This window comes from Ructibacterium sp. SJQ-7, assembly GCF_054696575.1.
This window is the reverse complement of the sequence record NZ_CP195193.1, coordinates 1,947,161-1,968,875: the sequence shown is the minus strand read 5'-3', so window position 1 is coordinate 1,968,875 and position 21,715 is coordinate 1,947,161. Positions and strand designations below refer to the sequence as shown.

Annotated in this window: 18 protein-coding genes and 2 pseudogenes; 4 read left to right on the top strand and 16 right to left on the bottom strand. The window is 33.2% G+C overall.

Going from position 1 to position 21,715, the window contains the following annotated elements:
• Window positions 1-126 precede the first annotated feature (126 nt).
• Complete coding sequence (locus ACSAMO_RS08480) at window positions 127-1,269, top strand: HipA domain-containing protein (RefSeq protein ID WP_499209117.1); 1,143 nt, start codon at window positions 127-129, stop codon at window positions 1,267-1,269.
• 80 nt (window positions 1,270-1,349) lie between these two features.
• Here the strand turns inward: ACSAMO_RS08480 and ACSAMO_RS08475 are convergent, their stop codons facing one another.
• The 14 genes and pseudogenes from ACSAMO_RS08475 to ACSAMO_RS08410 all read right to left on the bottom strand — a co-directional run bounded on the left by ACSAMO_RS08475 (window position 1,350) and on the right by ACSAMO_RS08410 (window position 16,060).
• Window positions 1,350-2,384 (bottom strand): virulence RhuM family protein, encoded by a 1,035-nt coding sequence (locus tag ACSAMO_RS08475; RefSeq protein WP_499209116.1) that lies wholly within the window; start codon window positions 2,382-2,384, stop codon window positions 1,350-1,352.
• 33 nt (window positions 2,385-2,417) lie between these two features.
• The gene (locus ACSAMO_RS08470; protein ID WP_499209115.1) at window positions 2,418-4,115 is read right to left on the bottom strand and encodes an AAA family ATPase; all 1,698 of its coding nucleotides are present in this window, start codon (window positions 4,113-4,115) and stop codon (window positions 2,418-2,420) included.
• A 67-nt stretch (window positions 4,116-4,182) separates the two neighbouring features.
• Window positions 4,183-5,634: a recombinase family protein gene (locus ACSAMO_RS08465; RefSeq protein ID WP_499209114.1), complete on the bottom strand. Its 1,452-nt coding sequence runs from the start codon at window positions 5,632-5,634 to the stop codon at window positions 4,183-4,185.
• A 279-nt stretch (window positions 5,635-5,913) separates the two neighbouring features.
• Entirely contained in the window at window positions 5,914-7,746 is a 1,833-nt protein-coding gene (locus ACSAMO_RS08460) for a DNA primase family protein (RefSeq protein WP_499209113.1), read from the bottom strand.
• A gap of 246 nt (window positions 7,747-7,992) precedes the next feature.
• Entirely contained in the window at window positions 7,993-9,579 is a 1,587-nt protein-coding gene (locus ACSAMO_RS08455; RefSeq protein ID WP_499209112.1) for a hypothetical protein, read from the bottom strand.
• A gap of 34 nt (window positions 9,580-9,613) precedes the next feature.
• Entirely contained in the window at window positions 9,614-10,084 is a 471-nt protein-coding gene (locus ACSAMO_RS08450) for a hypothetical protein (protein ID WP_337870325.1), read from the bottom strand.
• Window positions 10,081-10,533, bottom strand: a complete 453-nt coding sequence (locus tag ACSAMO_RS08445; RefSeq protein ID WP_337870327.1) for a DUF3990 domain-containing protein — start codon at window positions 10,531-10,533, stop codon at window positions 10,081-10,083. Before ACSAMO_RS08445 ends, ACSAMO_RS08450 begins: the two co-directional genes overlap by 4 nt.
• 55 nt (window positions 10,534-10,588) lie before the next feature.
• Window positions 10,589-11,563 (bottom strand): Fic family protein, encoded by a 975-nt coding sequence (locus ACSAMO_RS08440; RefSeq protein ID WP_499209111.1) that lies wholly within the window; start codon window positions 11,561-11,563, stop codon window positions 10,589-10,591.
• Window positions 11,564-11,789: 226 nt separating this feature from the next.
• On the bottom strand, window positions 11,790-12,344 hold the full coding sequence (locus tag ACSAMO_RS08435; RefSeq protein WP_499209110.1) for a recombinase family protein: 555 nt from the start codon (window positions 12,342-12,344) through the stop codon (window positions 11,790-11,792).
• 289 nt (window positions 12,345-12,633) lie between these two features.
• Complete coding sequence (locus ACSAMO_RS08430) at window positions 12,634-12,816, bottom strand: hypothetical protein (RefSeq protein WP_412294303.1); 183 nt, start codon at window positions 12,814-12,816, stop codon at window positions 12,634-12,636.
• A gap of 190 nt (window positions 12,817-13,006) precedes the next feature.
• Window positions 13,007-13,597 (bottom strand): annotated as a pseudogene (locus ACSAMO_RS08425) (recombinase family protein).
• Between the two features lie 166 nt (window positions 13,598-13,763).
• Complete coding sequence (locus ACSAMO_RS08420) at window positions 13,764-14,684, bottom strand: class II glutamine amidotransferase (RefSeq protein ID WP_499209109.1); 921 nt, start codon at window positions 14,682-14,684, stop codon at window positions 13,764-13,766.
• 3 nt (window positions 14,685-14,687) lie between these two features.
• Window positions 14,688-15,758 (bottom strand): amidoligase family protein, encoded by a 1,071-nt coding sequence (locus tag ACSAMO_RS08415; protein WP_499209108.1) that lies wholly within the window; start codon window positions 15,756-15,758, stop codon window positions 14,688-14,690.
• 128 nt (window positions 15,759-15,886) lie between these two features.
• The gene (locus tag ACSAMO_RS08410; RefSeq protein ID WP_499209107.1) at window positions 15,887-16,060 is read right to left on the bottom strand and encodes a DUF960 family protein; all 174 of its coding nucleotides are present in this window, start codon (window positions 16,058-16,060) and stop codon (window positions 15,887-15,889) included.
• A 318-nt stretch (window positions 16,061-16,378) separates the two neighbouring features.
• Between ACSAMO_RS08410 and ACSAMO_RS08405 the strand changes: the two genes are divergently transcribed.
• From ACSAMO_RS08405 to ACSAMO_RS08395, 3 genes and pseudogenes are all read left to right on the top strand, one after another.
• Window positions 16,379-18,832, top strand: a complete 2,454-nt coding sequence (locus ACSAMO_RS08405) for an SIR2 family protein (protein ID WP_499209106.1) — start codon at window positions 16,379-16,381, stop codon at window positions 18,830-18,832.
• Between the two features lie 113 nt (window positions 18,833-18,945).
• On the top strand, window positions 18,946-19,230 hold the full coding sequence (locus ACSAMO_RS08400; RefSeq protein WP_499209105.1) for a hypothetical protein: 285 nt from the start codon (window positions 18,946-18,948) through the stop codon (window positions 19,228-19,230).
• Between the two features lie 183 nt (window positions 19,231-19,413).
• Window positions 19,414-20,640: pseudogene (locus tag ACSAMO_RS08395) on the top strand (IS256 family transposase).
• Window positions 20,641-20,790: 150 nt separating this feature from the next.
• Here the strand turns inward: ACSAMO_RS08395 and ACSAMO_RS08390 are convergent.
• Window positions 20,791-21,435, bottom strand: a complete 645-nt coding sequence (locus ACSAMO_RS08390; protein WP_499209104.1) for a GHMP family kinase ATP-binding protein — start codon at window positions 21,433-21,435, stop codon at window positions 20,791-20,793.
• Window positions 21,436-21,459: 24 nt separating this feature from the next.
• Window positions 21,460-21,684, bottom strand: coding sequence for a galactokinase family protein (locus ACSAMO_RS08385; protein WP_499209103.1), 225 nt, complete (start codon window positions 21,682-21,684; stop codon window positions 21,460-21,462).
• Window positions 21,685-21,715: the final 31 nt, after the last annotated feature.

Sequence of the window (21,715 nt, the reverse complement as noted above, 5' to 3'; positions counted from 1 at the left end):
TTTTACCTAATTTATTATAGTCTAAATATATCATATTATCCCTATAAAATCAAGTCTAACTATAATTGACAAATCAAGTATTTCATTCTATAATATATCTATCCGATTGACAAAAGGAGGGATTTTATGAAATACATTTTAATGCACAAGGATATACCCGTCTGTGAAATTGAAATATCCGACGCAAGTTTTTCTATTGAAAATGTAAGCAAAATATATAATCCCGAACACATACCTCTTGGTCTTTCAGAAAATGAAAAAATCAATCTCAGAAAGTTTAATAAATGGTACAAAGGGCGTTCTATTCCTGCAAGCAGACAAGGACTTGCAAATGCACTTGATATCATCGGTGTTACACACCAAGACGAATTGATTTTAAAATGTTACGGTTTGAGTTTATCCGACCAATATTGGTTTAAACCGAACGATGTAAATTCACAATGGAAAGACATCAACTTTTTCGATAATGATTTCAGCGAAGATGTCGGCAATGCATTATTCGGTACTCCAACCAAAAGTGACAGTTTTTCGCTTATATCCCCCGACAACACCACTGACGGATGGCTTAAAAAGAAATGGTCAGTTATAGACAGAAAACGCTGTCTTATAAAATCAGGCAGTGCACCATTTTTTCAAGAACCTCTTAATGAAAAAATAGCGTCAATTCTGCAAAGCAGATTAAACTATATGCCGTTTGTGGATTATGATTTAGTTTTTGATGATGAACAACCTTTATCGGTTTGCGAAAATTTTATTACATCTCAAACGGAGCTTATAAGTGCTTATAGTATATATGGAACTCTACCTAAAGAGAAAAATGTATCATCATATGAGCATTTCAAAAGATGTTGTGAAATACAGGGAATTGCAAATACAGAAAAATTTCTTAATTATATGCTTACCATTGATTACATTATCGCCAACAGCGACCGTCATTTTCGCAACTTCGGCGTAATACGAAATGCAAATACTCTTGAATGGATTGGCTTTGCACCTCTATTTGATTGTGGAACAAGCCTATGGTTTAATCAGATTGCAAAAAATATAAAACCGATAAAATATGACGAAAGCAAGCCATTTACCACTTCTCACGCTAAACAAATTGGATTTGTAACTGATTTAACTTGGCTTGATTTTCAAAAACTCAACGACATTGAAAACGACTGCAAGAAAATTTTAAGTTCATCAAAATACATTGATGAAACACGTTGTGAAAATATATGCTATGCACTTTCAAAAAGAATAGATATGCTAAAAGACTTGTTGTGATTCTTCTCACAACAAGTCTTTATTATAAGGGGGTGCAGACATATTCTTTTAAATATTTATTTTATCTCAAAATCGTGAAACTACTTCTTTGCATTTTCCTCTAATTCCAATAAATATTTATCATAATCCGACATAAAGAATCTATCCTGAATGATTCTATACTTTTCAAATTCAGTTTCTGCATGAAGCTTTGCAATCTCAGCAGACACTTTACCTGCGTCCTTTAAAATTCCATATTCAAACATCTCAATGAAACTATTAAGACGTTTCTCCCAATCTTGCATTGTCAGCGGAATATGTCTTAATGTCATACTTTCTGCAAAATCTAAGTATGCCGTAACCATACGATTTAATTGTCTCATCTCATCTTGACTCAAATAATTCTTGGCAATTATAACATCGCTTTTCTTAATCTTCCCATTCGGCGAATCTGCCCATGTCGTTAATCCCATATGCTCTTTTGTATGGTCTGCCCTTTCTACAATCAATTCAGCTGCTGTATGTCCATGAACGGCATAATGCATTTTATTCTGAACTGTTGCATAAAACCTCTTGGTTGTTGCCGAATTTCTATCATAATCTATTGCCGTTGCATACAGGTCTGTGATTTTCTGATAAAACTTTCTTTCACTTGCTCGTATTTCACGAATACGTTCTAACTGTTCATCAAAATACTTCTCGGTTAGGTATGTTCCACGCTTTAACCTTTCATCATCCATAACCCATCCTTTGATAGTGTAATCTTTTGCTATTTGATTAACCCATTTTCTAAACTGTACGGCACGTTCAGAATTGACCTTAAATCCTACTGCTATAATCATCTCTAACGAGTAGTGATTTGTATTATAAGCTTTTCCGTCTGCAGCAGTTATCCGAAATTTTTGGATAACTGAATCCTCTTGCAATTCACTATCACTAAAAATCTTTTTTATGTGATAGTTTATTGTGCGAACATCTACATCATATAATGTTGCCATCATTTTTTGTGTCAACCATATATTCTCATTCTCGTAACGCATCTCAATGCTATCAGCTTGGTCTCCTACAGATGCAACATAAGTCAGATACTCCGCCGCACTTGAATGAACGGTTATTTCGTCTTTTTCCTTTGCCAAATAGAATTCCTCCTTAATCATAAAATCATCCTATTATGATTCCACAATCGCATAGCACATTTTACCTTTAAATGCCACCCCGTATTTGATAATATTCTTGTAACCGTCTTCCCTTGCTTTTGACGCATAGTCACGGTCATTTATTTGTTTTAAAACACGTTTTGCGGCATCATCTGCCGTTTCATTTTTACCGCACACTTTAAATTCTAAAATCACTGCATTTTGTGCCACATCTTGCTGATACAAAACCAAATCACTGCGTCCGTCACCGGTTTCACGATTCGATTCTACCTTATAATACACATTACCCGAAAGTAATCCTGATATTAAGCCATGATAAAATGATTCTGTACTGTCATAATAACTTATAGTTTTTCTCAACAAATCAGTTATTTGCTCTGCAAAGTCTTGTGCATTACGTCCGAGCAAAGCTTTATACAAATTATCTTTATTAATTGCCTTTTTATATATTTCAAAATATTGAATTATTATATCTGTATAACAGCTTTTTATTTCACGATTAGGAATGACAAGTGAATAGATTGTAGGCTCGCCTATCACTTCACCTGTTTTGACTATTTCTTTTATTTTCAGATAACCGGTAAAGAACAGAAAGCTCCATATATTTTCATTATTTTCAGTTAAATCACCGTACGTCACTGTTTCTTTTAATACAGTTTCTACGCTTCCGCCATGAATTAAATTTTCAATAATATCCTTTGTTTCATTATCTGCCTGACTGACTAACGTTCTGATAATATTATTTGAACTTGTATTGGTCCACCATGGTATTGCAGATATATCTTTATCTTCTGACCATTCTTTTACTTGATTAAGTACACTCCATGGATTATATACTTTGGATTTTCCAAACAAATATCCGTCATACCACTTCTTCATAAGTTGCGATTTTTCTTCTATATTATAATATCTCATCAATTCGTCCACTTCAGATTGCACAAATCCGAAACTTTCAGAATATTTATTTGAAAGTATTGAATTTACCGCAAGATTATTAAGTCCTGTAAAAATACTTTCTTTTGATATTCTAAGACAACCTGTAATTACAGAAAACTCTAATGCTAAATTTGTTTTTAAAGCAGATTCAAACAATGAGCGGATAAATCTAACCATTTCATCATAATACCCTGAAAAATATGCATCTTCAAGCGGTACATCATATTCATCAATTAGTATTATTGTTTTTGTTCCGTAATATTGTTTTAGACATATGCTCAAAAGTTGTATAGAGTTACTCCATACTGCATCTTCATCCATTGACAAAATTTTTTTATATTCATCTTTATATTCATCTGCCAATTTACCACTGTCTAAAATAAATTTATTATTTATAAATTGTCGCTGTATTTCATATTTTAATCCTCTCAACGCTTCTCTATAATTACCTTGCTTTGCACACTTCAAAGACAACGTAATGACAGGGTGAGTATTTCTGTACATATCCAATTCTTCATAATGCTCCGATATTTTCAATCCGTCAAAAAGATACGCATTATTCTTTTCATTTATATCAAAGAAATATTTAAGCATACTGAAATTCAGCGTTTTTCCAAAACGTCTTGGGCGAGTTATTAAGTTATTCTGTCCGCCGCTATGCAGAAGCTCATAGATAAGCATTGATTTATCAACATAATAAAAGCCACTGTCTATAAGTTGTTTGAAATCTTCATAGCCTATGGGTATTCTCTTTTTACCGTTTGTCAATAACATATTCTCGCCTCCTGTATTTGTATAATGTAAGTATAACATAAATTTTTACCTTTATCAACGTTATATTTTACTTCATAAATATCTCTACCGACTTATCCGGATACACAACTATCTTTTCAATTATCCGCCGCATATCGTCGTTTGTATATTCGTTTTGCATGAGAATTTGCTCAATATCTTTATGAATATCATCAATATGAGTGGCTTTTTTCTGAATTTCATCATACACTTTTAATTCATCATCAATACTTCGCATACCCTCATCAATGGCAGACATTTCTTTTTTGAGTTCGTCCATTGTGATAATATCCGCCGCAAACATTTCTTTAAATTTACTCCGACGTTTTTCAAGCGACTGTCTTGTATCAGTCAATTTTGACACATCAACATTTGTTGTTTGTGCTTGATATTGTTTCATCAGCTTATCCGCAAACGCTTTTTTATCTTCTATTGCCGTAAGCAGATATGCTTTGACTTCATTTAGCAGTTCCTGCTCATCAACAGTGACACTGTTTGTACAATGAGCATTACCGTTATTGTTATGCACACAACAACGGTATCTCACATAACGATTTTTCCATTGATACACCTTTGCGGTAAAGCTTTTGCCACACTCACCGCATTCAATCAAATTTGAAAACAAGTGTCGATTTGAAAATCTGTTGCCGGGATTGTCATTTTTATATTGCTCTTGTCTTTCTTTAATTTTCTGCTGAACAAGTTCAAAATCATCATCGCTGATTATTCTAAGTTCGGGGCGTTCATGTATGTACCATTCTTCCGGCGGAATTGCTTCTCTTGTTCCCGAAAGGAAATCCTTTGTGACGCTTTTATTATTTATAATCTTACCTATATATATCGGATTTTGCAAAATCCTGCGTATGGTTTTAGGAACCCATTTAGCTTGCTTTTTTGTCGGAATAGCCATTTCATTTAATTTAATGGCTATCCGCCTCGTGCCTTCCCCCTCTATATACCACTTAAACATCAACTGCACAATATAGCTTTCCTGTTCATTAATTTCAAGCGTGTATGTATCTATTTTATTGTAGCCGTAAACCACATTCGGGACACGACCTTTTTTTGCATTTTGACGTTTACCGAAAATTACACGTTTGGACAAGTTAGAACTTTCCTCTTGTGCAAGTGCGGCAAACACCGTCAATACAAATTCACTTTCACCTATAACCGTCTGATTATTCGACAGAAATCTGACATCAACACCATTGGAACGCAAGGTGCGGATACCGTATAAGAAATCAGACGTGTTACGGGCAAATCGGCTTATATCTTTTACCGCAACATAGTCAAATGCTCCAGTTTTGGAATCTTCCAAAAGTTGAGTAAACGCTTCACGCTTGTTCATGCTTTTGCCGCTGATACCCTCGTCAGCGTATATTTTCACCAACGTATCGCCCTCTTTATCGGCGTACTGCTCGAAAAATTCACGTTGATTTTCAAGAGAAGATAGCTGTTCCTCTTTCTCTGTGCTGACACGACAATATGCCGCCATTCTCATTATACCGCACCTCCTTTCCACTTGGTTTATGTATAATTATCTGCGCTTAATTGGTTTCCTCGAAAGTATCTTCAACAATTCCGACTCAAATATTTGCTTACTCTTAGGCGGTTTGATTTTAATGTGCATAGTATCACCTCCTATAAAATGGTATGAATTAAATTCCATGTTATATGTGCCGGTGTGCCGAAAAAACTTGAAAAATTTTTTAAAATATGATATAATATAGATATATTATAAAAAACTTTTGTGAAAAATTTCGGCACAGCGGCACAAGTTTTACTTTGTAAAAGCTAAACCTTCATAAGCAGCAATCGGATTTTTAGAACCGTTAATTCGTTTACGTTCTAACTTGACCTGTGAATAGTTCAACGTGATATAGTTCAGTATGTCATGCGACTTAACATTTATGTTCCTTTTGTATGCGAATTCCTCATAACGCTTTTGCACTTCTACTCTTGATATAAGCGAATCTTCCTTAAATTCAAGATATTTTTCAAAAAAGACTTGCTCCGGGCAATAGCGCGATTTATACAATAGCAAAACATCTTTCGACTCTTTAGTCAGACTAAATACAAAGTTGTTTTCAACCAAACGTTTTAAACCTTTGATTGCCCACGTTAAAATATAATCACGCTCTTCGAAAAGGTCTTCAGCAAGGCTTAAATTTCTTTCCCCTTCCGGAATTGATTTTGTGAATGGAACAATAATAAGTCGTTCAAAAAATGCTGCAGCATTGTTGGCATCAAGTCGATTAAGAGGTACAAATTGATTTGTTCCAAATGCAAGCTTGCAATAACATGGCTGACTGGTTGGATTTTTGTATAATTCCTTAGTCTCTATCACATCCAAGCTTGATACGACACTCTTAAAAACTCCGATATCCTTAATAGGTGCTTGCGGTAAATCTGATGCGATATTCACTGTTGCGTCCTTTAATTGTGCAACATGGCATGAATCTGATAATTGTTGTAAAGCGACATTGCTCACATTTTCCTTTCCAATAATTTTACCGATTACATTTAGAAGTACAGATTTTCCTGAATTCGGTACACCATAGAAGATAAATGCCTTTTTCGCCCAAACATATGTTGAAAGTAGGTAGCCGATCACTTCCTGCAAGAATTGAATGCTATCTTTATTGCCTGCTGTAATATCTTTTAAAAATCGCTTGAATACTTTGCCTTTGGCGTTTTTATCATATTTTGCTTGAATGTATGATGTAAATCCAAACTGCGGAGAGTGTTTTTCAAGCTCACCCGTTTCTAAGTTGTAGACACCGTTCTCACAATTAATCAGCGGCAAATTTATCTTCCGCGTCAAATCCCTTTGAATATCTGGGTTCAACAGTAGATGTTTGTATGCTTTGTTGACGTTATCAGCCGAAACTACAAGCCTTTCATCATCAGAAAATTGATTCATAATATCACGCTTAACATATGATGCTACACGTTTTACAAAGCACCCATGTGCCTTGTCGTAATAATATATTTCATCTTGACAGCTTGCAATAAAATTACTTGCGCTAAATAGTTCACTTATAATTGATGAAACGTTCGGACTGGCACTCTTTAAAGCCTCCTCTTTCAGTCTCTCAACCTTGCGTGCAATTTGCTTAATTTTCCTACGTTTTAATGAATGGTCCTTAAAGCGTTTGGAGCTTTTGTGTTTAGTTTTTGACTTCTCGGAATGTGATTTTTCTGATTTCTCAAAATCGCCCAACAGTTCGAACAACTGCTTAGTGGATTCTGAAATTGCATCTTTTTGATTCGACTTAACATCCTCTCTGATTGCCCCGGATGACTTTATTATGATTCTGCCGTCAGCGTCACGTTGTAATCCGTCAGACTTGCTTTTTGTGTCTTTTTCTTGATTCAGCTTTGATGATTTGATAAGAAATCGACCACTAGCATCACACTGGACAGTTTCAATGTCTTTTTTGTTATTTGCACTGATTGCACAATCAGCCAAGTTGCTAATGGTTTTCTGCGACTTACTGTTGTGAATTTCTTCAGTTTCAAGATTTTCTTTTGATGATGCCTTGATGAGATAACGACCACTAGAATCTCGTTCTATCTCCGCCTTATGATTATGATTTTCTTTTTGTGACATAATTTCTTCTCCTTTTTCCACAGTAATCTTTAATAATTACCAGTTTGTATTTCCAACTTCCGCCGGATTGACTTCATTCTAAAACAAAATCCCTTAATTGTAAAATTGAATCACCGTTTTTATAGAACATGTTCACATAGTCAAAAATCGCAAATATTTTATCCTTACATTAAAAAAAGCAAGGATTTACCTTGCTTTTAAAGCTGGAGTATTTTTTTCACTAAAATCATACCAATACTCAGAAAATTAAATTATATCAGGTTCATCTTCGTCATCATCGTCATCATCGTCTTCATCTTTGTTATTTTCTTTTTCATCATCTCGCAAAAACTCATTATATTGTTTTTCAGTAATCAACGACAACAACTTAGAAAAATCAAAATCATATATTGGGTCTTCAATGTCATTACTTATATCATACATCAATACATGTTCATCTTCCTCATCCCCGCCATCATCTTTTCCATGATTTTCATCATGTTCATTTTCATCATCACCATTACATCCATCAGGTTCTATTGAGGCGAAAAATTCAGCTATTTTTCCTTTATATACATTATTAAGATATTCTTTATCCGCATCGTCTCCATTATCGTCTTCATCATCTTCAAATAAATTTTCTTCCGGTTCTTTATTTTCAGATAATTCATATGCAAATGTATATACGCGTTTATACAAATCATAACTAAATAAAATGTCTTTATACAATTCAAAATTCTCGTTCGAAACTTTTTCCGCTTCAAAACTATTATAATCATAATCATAAAACTTTTGAAATTCGTCCAATAAATTTTCTTGTTTTTTGACTTCTTTCATTAAAGTTCGAATCAAATTTCTTTTTTCTTTATTTGTTTTCAACTTCCAAATATCTGTTACTATTTTACCTATAACATTTTTTATAGTGTTTGATATGCCCGAAAACAATATGTTGGCACACTCTTTTATACTGTCGTTTTCTACTAAAGTCTTATTATTTGCCAAAATATACTGCATACAACCACTATATCCAAATACAGTGAATGGTTGAACGTATTGAATCACATCATATACATTTTCATCATTATAGAAGTTATAATATATGTATAGAAAAGTCTTAAATTTAAATAATCTTTCTAATAGTTGAAATTGAAAAAGATTATTTTTTCCTTTTCTGATTGCCCCATAGAAATCTTTAATTGCAGGAAGCCACGACTTATCTATATCCCATATGGTATAGTTTTTTAGACGATATTTAATATTTCCTTTAGTCACTTTATCTTCATAGAAGAAATCAATAATATCGGAATATTGCTTACACAAATAATTTTTCCCATTTTCTTCATTATAAACAGAGTAATAATCAGGATAAACACTACTCGTTTTAGGTATATCATAATACATATATTCACAATTATCATATTCAATTAATTGTTGAGCATTTGCAATTCTTTCTTTAAAACGTCTTTTTTGTTTATCTTTATAGTTTTTAGACCTCATATAATCTTTTAATGATATTACATCAGATTCTTTTTCACTTTTTAGTCCATATTCTTTATTGTATTTTTCTTTTTTTATATCTTTATCGATATTATACCTTATATCTAAATAATATATATTTTCATAAATATGATACCAAGCATCTTTTAATATCATATCTTTCAAATCTTCCTGCTTTATATTTGTTATTTTGCATAATTTGCAAATAAGTTCTTGATTACCTTTTAAGTATTTCTCAATAATATTATTTGTATAATTATATACATCTTTTAATTCGCCTTTATCATCGCTCTTAAAATCTTTAAACATCTCATAATAGTTTTTTATTTCTTTATCTATACTTTTTCCCCTTGGCATAATAAAGCTCCTTTCACTCAACCTCTAACATTAATCAAAAATCCCCTTCAAGATATGCTCTTGTAATTACATATGAAGGTTCATAAAACGCACTACAATTATAGTTATCAATTTTCTCACATATACTGTGATTATACACTCTGATTAATCCTTGAACATAATCCTCACTACTGTCAAGAGTTTGCAGTATCAACCTCGTATATACTTTTCCCATTTGCGTTGGTGTAGGAATTATTTCCGCCAAATCTTTGTCAACATCAGTTATATCAAAATCACCCTTTTCAAGATTATATTCCTTTATCCATTCATCAACAATTTTCAAAGGATTCTCACAATGCAAAACATTTGCAACGCTTATTTTATTAACCAATTCATCATATCCGATTTTGTTGACAACATATTTATTTCTTTGATGCAATTCTCTTGCAATACGTTCTATCATATAGCATACAAAATACAAATCATTTTCTGTTATTTCTTCATCCGGAAAGAATTTATTTTTCATATTTCATAGCTCCTCTCAAAGTGAATTGTTTTCAACGCCCTATCCGTCGCAAATACAATCTGATGTGTAGGATATTTGAATTTTACCAATACCCAAAATGCTTCTCTTGTAATTTTGCCGTCAATGAAATCTTCTATATAGTCCCATATAGTATCATCAGCCATCGGGCCTTCAACTATATCATACTCATGTTCTATACCTTTTCTGCAGTCAATTACAAAATCAAGCCATTCTTCTGTCATATTGTCAAACTTCAAAATCTTCAAATTCTCATCTTCCACATATGAATATACATTGACTATGTGTTGTTTTCCTCTTGTTGCTGCCCACCTTTTTGCTTGTTTTTCAATATTGGTACAATAAAATCCGTACCCAAAGTCCTTGTAAAATCCACTTGTTAATATTTTAGGATTTTCTATTTTAAATGCACTTCCGTTATATAATTTCATGTATTCATCTCTTTCAATATCTAATAATGTTTGTTATATCATCAATAAAGCAGTATCATATAATTACATAACCCCAACAGTTTTTAATTCTGATTCGTTTCAGTTTACCGTCCTTCATAAAACCTACTAATATTCTTGTTGCGGTAGCTGATGAGACGCCCAGCAATTTTTGAACATCACTGTTCAAAATATACTCATGTGTTTCGAGGTAATTATTAATTTTATTCCACCTCAAATCACTTTTTGATGATATATTTTTCGGCTTATCATTTATGCTTTCCTGCAATGCTTGTTTGATAACCGACAACATAAATTCGATAAATACCGTTGATTTACCGTTATTGTTTGAAATGTTGATAGCATTGTAATATTCACTCTGATTATCATGAATTATAGATTCTATCGGCAACCATGCAAATATAGGATTCCATTTTGAAAGCAACAACGTATGCCACAAGCTTCCCATACGACCGTTGCCGTCTGCGAACGGATGTATAAGTTCAAATTCATAATGAAATACACAGCTTTTAATCAGCAAATGAATTTCACTTTTTTCCGTCCATTCAAGTAATTCTTGAATAAGCTTAGGTACATATTGTGGTAAAGTTCCGAAATGAAGTATATTACCCTCACTGTCAGCCACTCCGACAGGACGTGAACGAAATTCTCCCGCCTCGTTAAGAAGTCCTCGTTCCATGACACTATGGGCTTTTAAAAGGTCATCTATCGAGTACGGATTCAACTTATCCATATTATCATAAATTTCATAAGCATTCTGCACTTCCGCAATATCCTTTGGCGATGCAATAACACGTTTGCCCGATAAAACAGCAGTGACTTGTTCTATGTCAAGCGTATTTTGTTCTATCGCCAGTGATGAATATATTGTTTGTATTCTGTTTGTTCGTCGCAGTGTAGGATTCATTGATATTTTATCCGTAACACTCACTCTGCCTACAAGCTCCGCAATCTCTATTACATCTGCCATGATACGCTCGTTTATTTCAAACGGCGGTTGTTTGTTTGTCAACGCTCTCACCTCTTGATTTGATTATAACATTCCATCAATCAAAAATCAAGCCATCAATCATTTTACTGATTAATGACTTGATTAATCATCATATATAAAACCATCGTTTTTGAAACATTTTGAAATTGTATCATAAACCCATTTCAAAACCTTTAATTCTGTATCAAAACTCATCTCAAAATCAACGTCCCAAAAACCTACCTTTATGCAAATATCATACCCATTTTTACTTTTTTAAATGTCGGTATAAAGTAGCACGTTTCACTCCGGTAAGTTCTTCGATTTCGGACATGGTATATTCCTTTGTATCGTACAGTCGTTTTGCCTTGTCAATCAATTCACCGCTTATCGGTGGTCTGCCGCCTTTTCGTCCTCTCGCACGAGCGGAGGAAAGTCCTTCTCGTGTTCTGTCTGCAATACAGTCACGCTCAAATTGACTTATAGCACTTATTAATGTAAACAATAGCTTACCGGTTGCCGTAGTTGTGTCTATGTTTTCTTTAAGTGAAACAAGATTGACTTTTTTCTTATTAAATAGCTCCATAAGTTCAATCAAATCTTTCGTCGAACGACCTAACCTTGAAAGTGATTCTATAACAACCGTATCCCCCTCCGATAATCTGTCAAGCATCTTTTCAAGCTCCGGACGATTACGCTTCGTTCCGGTCATCTTCTCACTGTATATCTGATTCACACCATACTCCGATAACATATCAATCTGTCTGTCAAGTACCTGCTCCTCCGTAGATACTCTCGCATATCCAAATTTGTAATTCTTCATAACTTCGCCTCCAATAAAAAAACACCGAAAGTATTAACTTTCAGTGTTCATAGTTATTTTATATTATTTTCTTAGTATAGTCTTGCTTACACAAGTTCAATATACATTTCCTATGTTTTTTATCTTACTTTCTATTAAAATTTATTTTTTGTATAGGTGTGCATTATTTCAAGTAAAAGAATTTACTTTCGTTTTATAGTTATATATTGGGGATAAAAAGCCACAGGAATATTTTCCCATGGCTTTTATCATTCATTCAAATTTAATATCACTATCGCATATAGCAATTTTATCGAATTTTTATTGCTGATCCTATAGATATTTTCTTATTAGTAAATCCGTTTCTGCCTTCTACATCCAATCTGGCTAGTTGTTTAGCCTCAGTTGTACTGCTGGCTGTAACCATAGTACTATAACCACTTTTGCCATCTACACGAACATCAACTTTATATTGTTCCATCTTTGCTCTCATTGTAACTTCTCCTTTCTTTAAATTAATATTTGTCGGAAAATCTATACTTTTTGCGACACTAAAAAATTAATTATAAAACAGATAATTTTACAAACCTATTGACAAAAAATGTTGAATATGCTACTATATTTGTAGGAACATTATACAAATTGCATCTACTAAGCAAAAAGTATACTTTTTGCAACATATTTTACTTTTTTACCATTCTGTAAAATGTATCTATTGTTAAATCACAGTTTTCAGCAGCATTTCTTGCTGTTATTTTTTTGTCTTTCCACAATTCATACATTTCATCAAAATTATCAGGTTTCGGAATTGGTGGTCTACCGAATTTTACACCTCTCTTTTTTGCGGCGGCAATGCCCTCGGCTTGTCTTTGACGTATATTCATTCTTTCATTTTCCGCTACAAATGACAGCAGCTACAACACCAAGTCGGCTATGAATGTACCCAGCAAGTCTTTACTTCGAGTTGTATCAAGCAGTGGCATATCAAGCACAACTATATCCGCATTCCTTTTATGTGTTATGATTCGCCACTCCTCTTGTATTTCTCTGTAATTTCTGCCAAGTCGGTCAATGCTTTTCACCACAAGCACATCTCCCTTTTTCAGCCGTTTCAGCATTTTCATATACGACGGTCTGTGAAAATCTTTACCGCTCTGCTTATCTATGTAAATACGCTTTTCCGCCACTCCATACTTAATCAGCTCCTGTATTTGCCTATCCTCATTCTGATTTATTGTCGATACTCTCGCATATCCTATTAAAATCATAATCATCTCCTTCTTTTCGTCAAATACACTACACTCTGATTATATCAAAAAAAATTGAAAGGTAGATTACTCTACCTTTCATTTCTTTTGTCGTTGTAGTAATTGAGCAGCGTTGTTATACATATTTCGACCAAGCCGAAAAGCAGCTGTTCAATATACTTGTTGTTTGGTGTTACACTTCCAAGAAATCATCTGCGTACAACATTTCCTCCACCTCCTCCGGCGTAAAGCCGCTATTTAGCAAACAGTCGATTTCATCGCTGTCATACCCGTAATACTGTGCGACGCTCTTTATGTCATCTACATACTCGTTGGCATTTGAATATTCAAATCCCTTTCGCCAATCGTAACCGTAGCTTCCGTATTCGTCAAAATCAAACTTAGTTTTCTGTATCTTACCTTTATTCGATATTTTAAGTATTTCGCCGTCTTGTATTTCAATATCTTCATAATCTCCACGTTTCAAGTCGTGAAACAACTCCGTATCAACAAGTGCTTTCCAAAGTATCGATATTGTTGACGCATACACATATACTTGTCTTTTCTTGAAATGCAATATTGATATTGGACTGTCGCCCTTGACTATGTAAATATTATCATTTGAATCAAGCACCGAAAATGAAAAACTACCCTCAACCTTTTCAGCCATATATTTAAGGCTCTTAAAATCAAGTTTCTTTTGTGATTCAATTAATTGCACCGCAATATAGCTGTCGGTATCAATAATTGTTGACGGCAGTCTAAGTTCACGTCTTAACTTTTTGTCATTACAAATTATGCCGTTATGTGCAAGTGCAAATTCTTCGTTGCTACACATTCCTTTAAACGGATGGTTATTGCCGTTGAAGTTTAGTGTCCCTTGTGTAGCATGACGAGTATGTCCCATTACTACAACTGTATTTTTAGGGACACTAAAACTCATTTCATATGCACTTTTACTTTTCTTGAATACAGTCATTTTACCGTTCTTGTTATATGCAATTCCGGTTGCATCTGTACCTCTTACCGCACTTTCAACGGCAAGTGCCTCCGTTATTTCTGCCATGTCTTTTATCTTATTTCCGTATGACAGCACACCATACAATCCACACATATCCTATTCCTCCAATCCTCTTATCTTCAAGTATTCCTTTAGTTCCGCTTTATTTGCTGATACTGTTTTCGCAAACTCTTTCCATGTCATTGTCTGAAATTCTTCGTCCGTCAGATTTATCGCCATTTCACAAAGCAAATCCACAAACTGCAACGTAGCCATAAAGGTTTTGTACCTTAAAGTACCTCTGAATATTCTCAGTTCCACGGTAAATGTATTTGTAAGATTAACTGCCGTATATCGTCCAAGTCCAGATGTTTTCGCACCTTTAAGGCTTTCCTTAGGATTATCCATACTGCAACCGTATCTTGACGCCCACCTGTCCGCTTGAGTTTCGGTACGGCGAGAAAATCTCAATATCTTATCCCAAAACTTCTCAAAGAAGTACACAATTCTTGCAATAGTGTTTTCTTGCTCCTCTACACTTTCGCCGAGTGCCGCTCTGTTTATATGCACATGAAGTCCACACGTTCCGCTGTTGTGACTGTAATATCCCATTTCAAGTGCTTTGTCTAAAATCTTTTTCCAAGGTATTGTATTTGTATGATATTCCAAAGTCGCAGGGTGACTTACAATTTCAAAACCATCATCAAGTGAGCCGTCATGTTTACAATAAATATGCTCGTTAATTCGATTGCCTATATTCAAAATTCTCTCGGCATTATCGTCATATTCACCGCCTTCATCTATTTCAATCTCTATGCCGTAATGCGGTTGTCCTTTGCCGTAAAATATCGGATCCGGTTTGTAATAGTAGTCATGTATTATAGAATCATTTATTTCATCATAACAGTTTTGGCAGTACGGTTCATCGTTGTGATAACACACATCATCTCGGCAAACATCATCACCACATTCGGTACAAGTTTCGTATAGATTGTCGTAGCAATCTTGGCAATACTCGCCGTTCCTCGAATCGTCACGCCATATACTTCTGCCGCAATGGCTGCACTCCGTCACTCGTTGATTAAAACAGTCGATACATAATATCGTTCCGTCAAATCTTATTGCATTTTGAGAACTTACTTCTTCCCCGCATAAATCACATCGTACATTTTTATTTTCTTCACTCATTTTCTTTTCCTCCGTTAATATTCATAGTTAAATAGCATTGTTGAATGTGTCACATCGTCTATGACAAAAATCTTTGCACACAAAAAAGGAGTACCTGTTTCAAACAGATACTCCTTTTCATATTCCGGTTATTCTTGTGAATGAACAATCTTCTGTTTTCCGTTTTCCTCCGATAGGTCGAATACTTGTAAATAGTCCCTTGGTTCGTCCATGGTGTCAATCATATTCCACATTATCATTTGTAATTCCAACGGTACTTTCTCTGCAGTCCCACTTGTAACAAATCTTTTTCCATTAAACATCTCAGCCCTCCTTTTCAATTTATTTAGTCTGTGACTATTCACATATATACTATATATTTATAACTTTGGAAAAATCGAAATAAATATGCAAAATGCAAAATTAGTATGGTATTTTAAAAAAATGTATGGTAAAATAATATAAAATAAAAGTATATAGCATCTCATCTTTCAGTACGTGTGATAAACAGAAAATATGATAAATAGTAAGTATAAATCATTCTTGAGATTGCAAATTATAAATTTATAATTAGATATACATATTAGTAGCTTAATAAATTCACACATACACAAATAATTAAAATACAAGGAGATTATATAATGAAAGTCGGAAAAATTGAAGAATTTAAAGATGACTTATTTTATTGCTTTAAAAATAAATCATTAGTTCCAGTTGTAGGCTCTGGTCTATCCTGTGGTGCAAATAGTTATAATGGCAATGTTCCATCAGGAAATGATTATAAAAAAATGATGATAGACACTATAATCAATTCATTAACATCTGATGACAATGATACAAAATTAATTAACTCTATGTCCTTTTCAAAAATATGCGAGATATACGAAGATGATGAAATCATTGATAATTCCATACGTATAAAATATTTTAGGAACAATTTTTTTAGAGTAAATCTTGATGAACATAGAAAAAAATTCTTTAAAATCGAGTGGCCATACATTTATACACTAAATATAGATGATGCTATCGAAAATAACAGCAATTATAATTTTGTAATAATATCTAATCGTGAAGTATATGACGAAATATATAACGAGAATAAATGCGTAATAAAATTACACGGAGACATAAAAGATATTATTACATATGAAGATAGTGATTGTAAAATTTTCACTAGTAAAGAATATGCAGATAGCTTAACAAAAAATGTGTCATTATTAAATAAATTAAAAAACGATTTTATAAACCAAAACATTCTTTTCTTTGGATGTAGTTTAGAAGATGAAATAGACTTAAAAACACTTTCTTCTTTACCAATATCACAACAAAATGCTCCATCTACCAGAAAGTTCATTTTTGTCAAAGGGAAACCATCGCGTTTACAGGAATCTTCATATAAATCTTTTGGAATTACTGATATAATATATTTTGACTCTTTTGATAATATGTATGATTCACTATTAGATATTTGGATAGAATCAACAAAAATTTCAGAGGATGAGTTGGAGAATTATCAAAATATACCTATTAGAACACTTTCAAAAAATCCTGATGATAATGCCTCTTATTTTTATTATTGCAAAAATTTAAATGATTTAAAAAAACAGACTATTTCCATTCCATATTTTTTCATCAAACGAACAGTCTGCAAAGAAATATTGGAGAATATAAAATTACATAAAATTCATATTATCCATGGGCCAGCTGTATCTGGCAAATCATATTTATTAATTAATATATATCAAGGAATTCAAGATAGACAAAAGCTATTTTTCGATAGTAGGGTAAGAATAAATGCTATTGCTTTTAGAAATTTAACTGAAATGAAAAATGCTGTTATGATATTTGACGTAGGAGCATTAAGTAGAGAACAAATAGATTTATTATTATTAAATTCTGATACTATAAGCAATAATAACAGTGATGTTGTTTTAGCGCTAAATACACGTGATAATGATATTTCTGGTTTAATAAAACTAAGAATAAAGGAATCCAGCTTGAATTATAATAATTTAATAGAATATGAATTGGATAATAAATTAGATACAGACGAAATTGACTTAATTAATAATTTACTTCCATATGTGGATTTGCCCATATTCCAAAAAAAATATTCTATAATTGATAATTTAATAAGAGCTAATCAAATTATGAACAAAAAAGGAAAATTCGAATATGTCCCTTTACCAACTATGAACTATAAAGAATTGGCATTATTAATAGTTTTAGCAACAAAAGAAAAAATTTATTCTTTAGACATCATAAAACTAGGGTTAGAAAGTGAAATAGAAGATGCAATAAAACTTTATTCACCATACATAGACAAAACTTTATCAACCAAGATTGAAAAAGACTCAACTGATTTATCAACAATAAAGTATATTGTTAATGCACAGTATTGGCTATGTAACGCTTTAGGTAACTTTGCTACAAATAAAAATAATTATTCAGTAATATCGGATGCATATAAATATATCATTACTAAATTGATAGATAATGCAGGTTCTTCTAAATATAGACAGCATAGTGTTTGTAGAGAATACATTTTATTTGATACAATTAATCGTATATTTCTTAATAAATCCAGAGGCCAGTTACCATTAACTGTATATCTATATAAAGAACTACATAAAATATTAGCAAATGATGCTCAATTTTTACACCAAAATGCTAAATGTTATTTCCGTTTTTCAGATTATCATAATAATACTGACCCTGAAAAATATTTAACCAGTGCTCTGAAAATGTCTAAAATTTCACATGACATGATGAGAAATAACTATGAAGAAATAGGAAATGAAAAAATACTAATATCTCAAGCACATGTGCAATATACAATTGCAAGTATATTGAGTAAATTATGTATTTATCACAATTATACAGATAGTACAGAGATTGCAGAAACAATAGATGCGATATATTTAGCATTATATTCACCATATAATATAGATGATTATAATACCCATAACAATCTTTCATCTAAATCTATTTCTAGAATGATACAAGATATGTTTAATCCTAATATTATAAAGCCGGAAATTAACAAAGATTCACAATATAAGTTATCTGAGATTATAGAACGTATTAAATCGTAGATTATAAATCCTATATGTTGCACATATTTTGTCATTTATTTTTGCTATGAAGCGTTAAAATAAGCCTAATTAAAATACAACTATCTAAATTGAGCGAAAGTGAGAGGGATATATTGGTAGACTGTTTTATGCTATTAATCCAAGACTATGCCCCTTCTCTTGGCGGATTCGATTTAACAAACTTTGCACATCTAAAGCATTATGTCGTGAAGTATCATTGTTATATTTTAAAAGAAATAGAAATTATTAATCCGTATATTATAGTATGTGGTGGCACAGGAGGAACATTAAATAATTTAAGCATAAAACATGAAAAAATAATAAATGATTATCATCCGGCAAGTTCAAGACACAATTCCGATATTAATGATCAACTTCGAATGTTGGAATTACAATAACAAAGGCAAGCCTATTTAAATAAGACTTGCCTTTATATTCATATTATCTTGCACATTTTGAGCAAGGGCCTTTGCCGCTGGCTTGTGCTGCTGAAAGGGTGGTTGCTCGAGAGTGTGAGAAAAAGTCTGTAAAAAAGAATCCTTCTATGATAGAATATAAATAAATCATAGGAGGAATTTTTTATGGCAAGACGTAGACGAGAAAGAATGAGTGAAGGAAAGAAGAATATCATTGCCGGATTGATTCAGGAATATGACATCAAAACAGCAGAAGATATTCAAGAAGCATTAAAGGATCTATTAGGCGGTACTATTCAGGAAATGATGGAAGCTGAACTGGATGAGCATTTAGGTTATGATGAATATGAACGCAGTGACAATCCTGATTATCGAAATGGAGTAAAACATAAAAAACTTCGTAGTTCTTATGGGGAAATCCCTATTGATGTTCCACAAGACCGTGACGGTGATTTTGAACCGCAGATAGTCCCTAAGCGAAAGAAGGACATATCAGAAATAGAACAAAAAATCATTGCTATGTCGGCAAAAGGTATGACAACAAGACAAATTTCTGATATTGTGGAAGATATATACGGTTTTGAGGTAAGTGAAAGTATGGTAACTGCCGTTACAAATAAAATATTACCACAAATAGAGGAATAGCAACAACGCCCTTTATCAGCTGTGTATCCGATAGTTTTTATTGATGCAATCCACTTTTCTGTCCGTGAAGAGCATATAGTAAAGAAGATAGCTGCATACATAATTCTCGGTGTAAATGATGAGGGTAAGAAGGAAGTTTTAAGCATAACTATAGGTGAAAATGAGAGTGCGAAATATTGGCTTGGAGTTTTAAATGAACTCAAAAATCGTGGTGTACGGGATATATTGATATTATGTGCAGATGGCTTATCAGGGATAAAGGAATCAATAGCAGCAGCCTATCCAAATACGGAGTATCAACGTTGTATTGTCCATCAAGTGCGCAATACGTTGAAATATGTAGCGGAAAAAGACAAAAAAGCATTTGCAAATGATTTAAAGAGCATATATCATGCACCGAATGAAGAAAGTGGATACGAGCGTATGCAGAGTGTCACAAAAAAATGGCAAGAAAAATATCCTAATGCGATGAGAAGATGGGAGGAAAATTGGGATGTTTTATCACCAATGTTCAAATTTTCCGCCGAAGTCAGAAAAGTCATGTATACAACAAATGCAATAGAAAGCCTTAATAGTGTACTACGTCGATTGAATAGCCAAAGGAGCGTATTCCCGAGCGATACAGCCCTTCTAAAGGCACTGTATTTGGCAACATTTGAAGCAACAAAGAAGTGGACAATGCCACTTAGAAATTGGGGCAGAGTTTACGGAGAATTGTCAATCATGTATGACGGACGACTTGTTTAGCATATATTTTTACAGATATACAGATATATAGTGTAAAAAATACGGTCTTTTACAAGACCGCTCTTGACGCGGGAGAAAATCCGTGCTATATTACAAAAAGGCAGATAAGCTGAATTTTGCTTATCTGCCCAAATAAAACTAAGTATTTTATCATAGAAAAATTAATTTTACAGAAATAATCTCACACTCTCGATAGTTCATGGAGGAATCTCCCGATTCGTTTACAAGCGTGAGAAAATCCTCAAATCTGTTGTTTTTGAGAGCTTCCGTTTCTGCCTTTGCACGATAATTGTCGCCAAAAAAGTGAATTGCACGCAAGGCAGCTCTGTCAGAAATCTTCTTTTTAATATCAGGGAGATTATCCCAAAATTGATTTTCATCAACTTCACGAAGAACCTTTTTGCCGAAATATTCTGCAACTTCGTCCATTTCTGTACGAACGTCTACATAATCATCTGTCAAATCAGAATGATCTCCTTTGGTGTCTGTGATGATCAATGAATAGCCGGTTTTTGAAAGGTCAAAATCAATTTGTTGGATACATGGATTTTGAATGTTTTGAAAATCAAGAAAAACAAATCCACCAATGGAGCAAACCATCTGATCCATCAATCCGCTTTTCTTGCCAAAATAAAAATTTTCTGCATATTGTCCGATTTTTGCGATTTCAACCGCTCCAATCTGATTGTTATTGTAATAGCTGTCAATTGCCGTTGTTGCCGTTGCAATCAATGTTTCAAATGCAGCAGAAGAAGAAATACCGCTTCCAACAAGTACATTTGAAGTTGTATACATAATCAAATCCGGAAATTTCTACACCTAAATCCTTAAAGCGAGCTGCAATCCCTCTGATTTAATTCTGATGATGTTTTCGTCATGAAATGCTGCAACACCGATAACATCTAAGTCAACTGCTCCTGCAATGACACAGCCATGTTGATGATCGGTATGATTACCGCCGATTTCTGTCCTACCCGGAGCAGAATAAACGTGTATATCATTTCTATTCGGATACAGTGCTGTGAATTTCTCCACAGCACTCATAATCGTGATTTCTGACTTTCTATATCCTGTG

Bases quoted from the DNA above. Each gene is read 5' to 3' on its own strand.
- ACSAMO_RS08480 (WP_499209117.1), top strand. From the start codon at position 127: ATGAAATACATTTTAATGCACAAGGATATACCCGTCTGTGAAATTGAA.
- ACSAMO_RS08470 (WP_499209115.1), bottom strand. From the start codon at position 4,115: ATGTTATTGACAAACGGTAAAAAGAGAATACCCATAGGCTATGAAGAT.
- ACSAMO_RS08465 (WP_499209114.1), bottom strand. From the start codon at position 5,634: ATGAGAATGGCGGCATATTGTCGTGTCAGCACAGAGAAAGAGGAACAG.
- ACSAMO_RS08460 (WP_499209113.1), bottom strand. From the start codon at position 7,746: ATGTCACAAAAAGAAAATCATAATCATAAGGCGGAGATAGAACGAGAT.
- ACSAMO_RS08455 (WP_499209112.1), bottom strand. From the start codon at position 9,579: ATGCCAAGGGGAAAAAGTATAGATAAAGAAATAAAAAACTATTATGAG.
- ACSAMO_RS08450 (WP_337870325.1), bottom strand. From the start codon at position 10,084: ATGAAAAATAAATTCTTTCCGGATGAAGAAATAACAGAAAATGATTTG.
- ACSAMO_RS08445 (WP_337870327.1), bottom strand. From the start codon at position 10,533: ATGAAATTATATAACGGAAGTGCATTTAAAATAGAAAATCCTAAAATA.
- ACSAMO_RS08435 (WP_499209110.1), bottom strand. From the start codon at position 12,344: ATGAAGAATTACAAATTTGGATATGCGAGAGTATCTACGGAGGAGCAG.
- ACSAMO_RS08430 (WP_412294303.1), bottom strand. From the start codon at position 12,816: ATGAGAGCAAAGATGGAACAATATAAAGTTGATGTTCGTGTAGATGGC.
- ACSAMO_RS08420 (WP_499209109.1), bottom strand. From the start codon at position 14,684: ATGTGTGGATTGTATGGTGTGCTGTCATACGGAAATAAGATAAAAGAC.
- ACSAMO_RS08415 (WP_499209108.1), bottom strand. From the start codon at position 15,758: ATGAGTGAAGAAAATAAAAATGTACGATGTGATTTATGCGGGGAAGAA.
- ACSAMO_RS08410 (WP_499209107.1), bottom strand. From the start codon at position 16,060: ATGTTTAATGGAAAAAGATTTGTTACAAGTGGGACTGCAGAGAAAGTA.
- ACSAMO_RS08405 (WP_499209106.1), top strand. From the start codon at position 16,379: ATGAAAGTCGGAAAAATTGAAGAATTTAAAGATGACTTATTTTATTGC.
- ACSAMO_RS08390 (WP_499209104.1), bottom strand. From the start codon at position 21,435: ATGTATACAACTTCAAATGTACTTGTTGGAAGCGGTATTTCTTCTTCT.
- ACSAMO_RS08385 (WP_499209103.1), bottom strand. From the start codon at position 21,684: ATGAGTGCTGTGGAGAAATTCACAGCACTGTATCCGAATAGAAATGAT.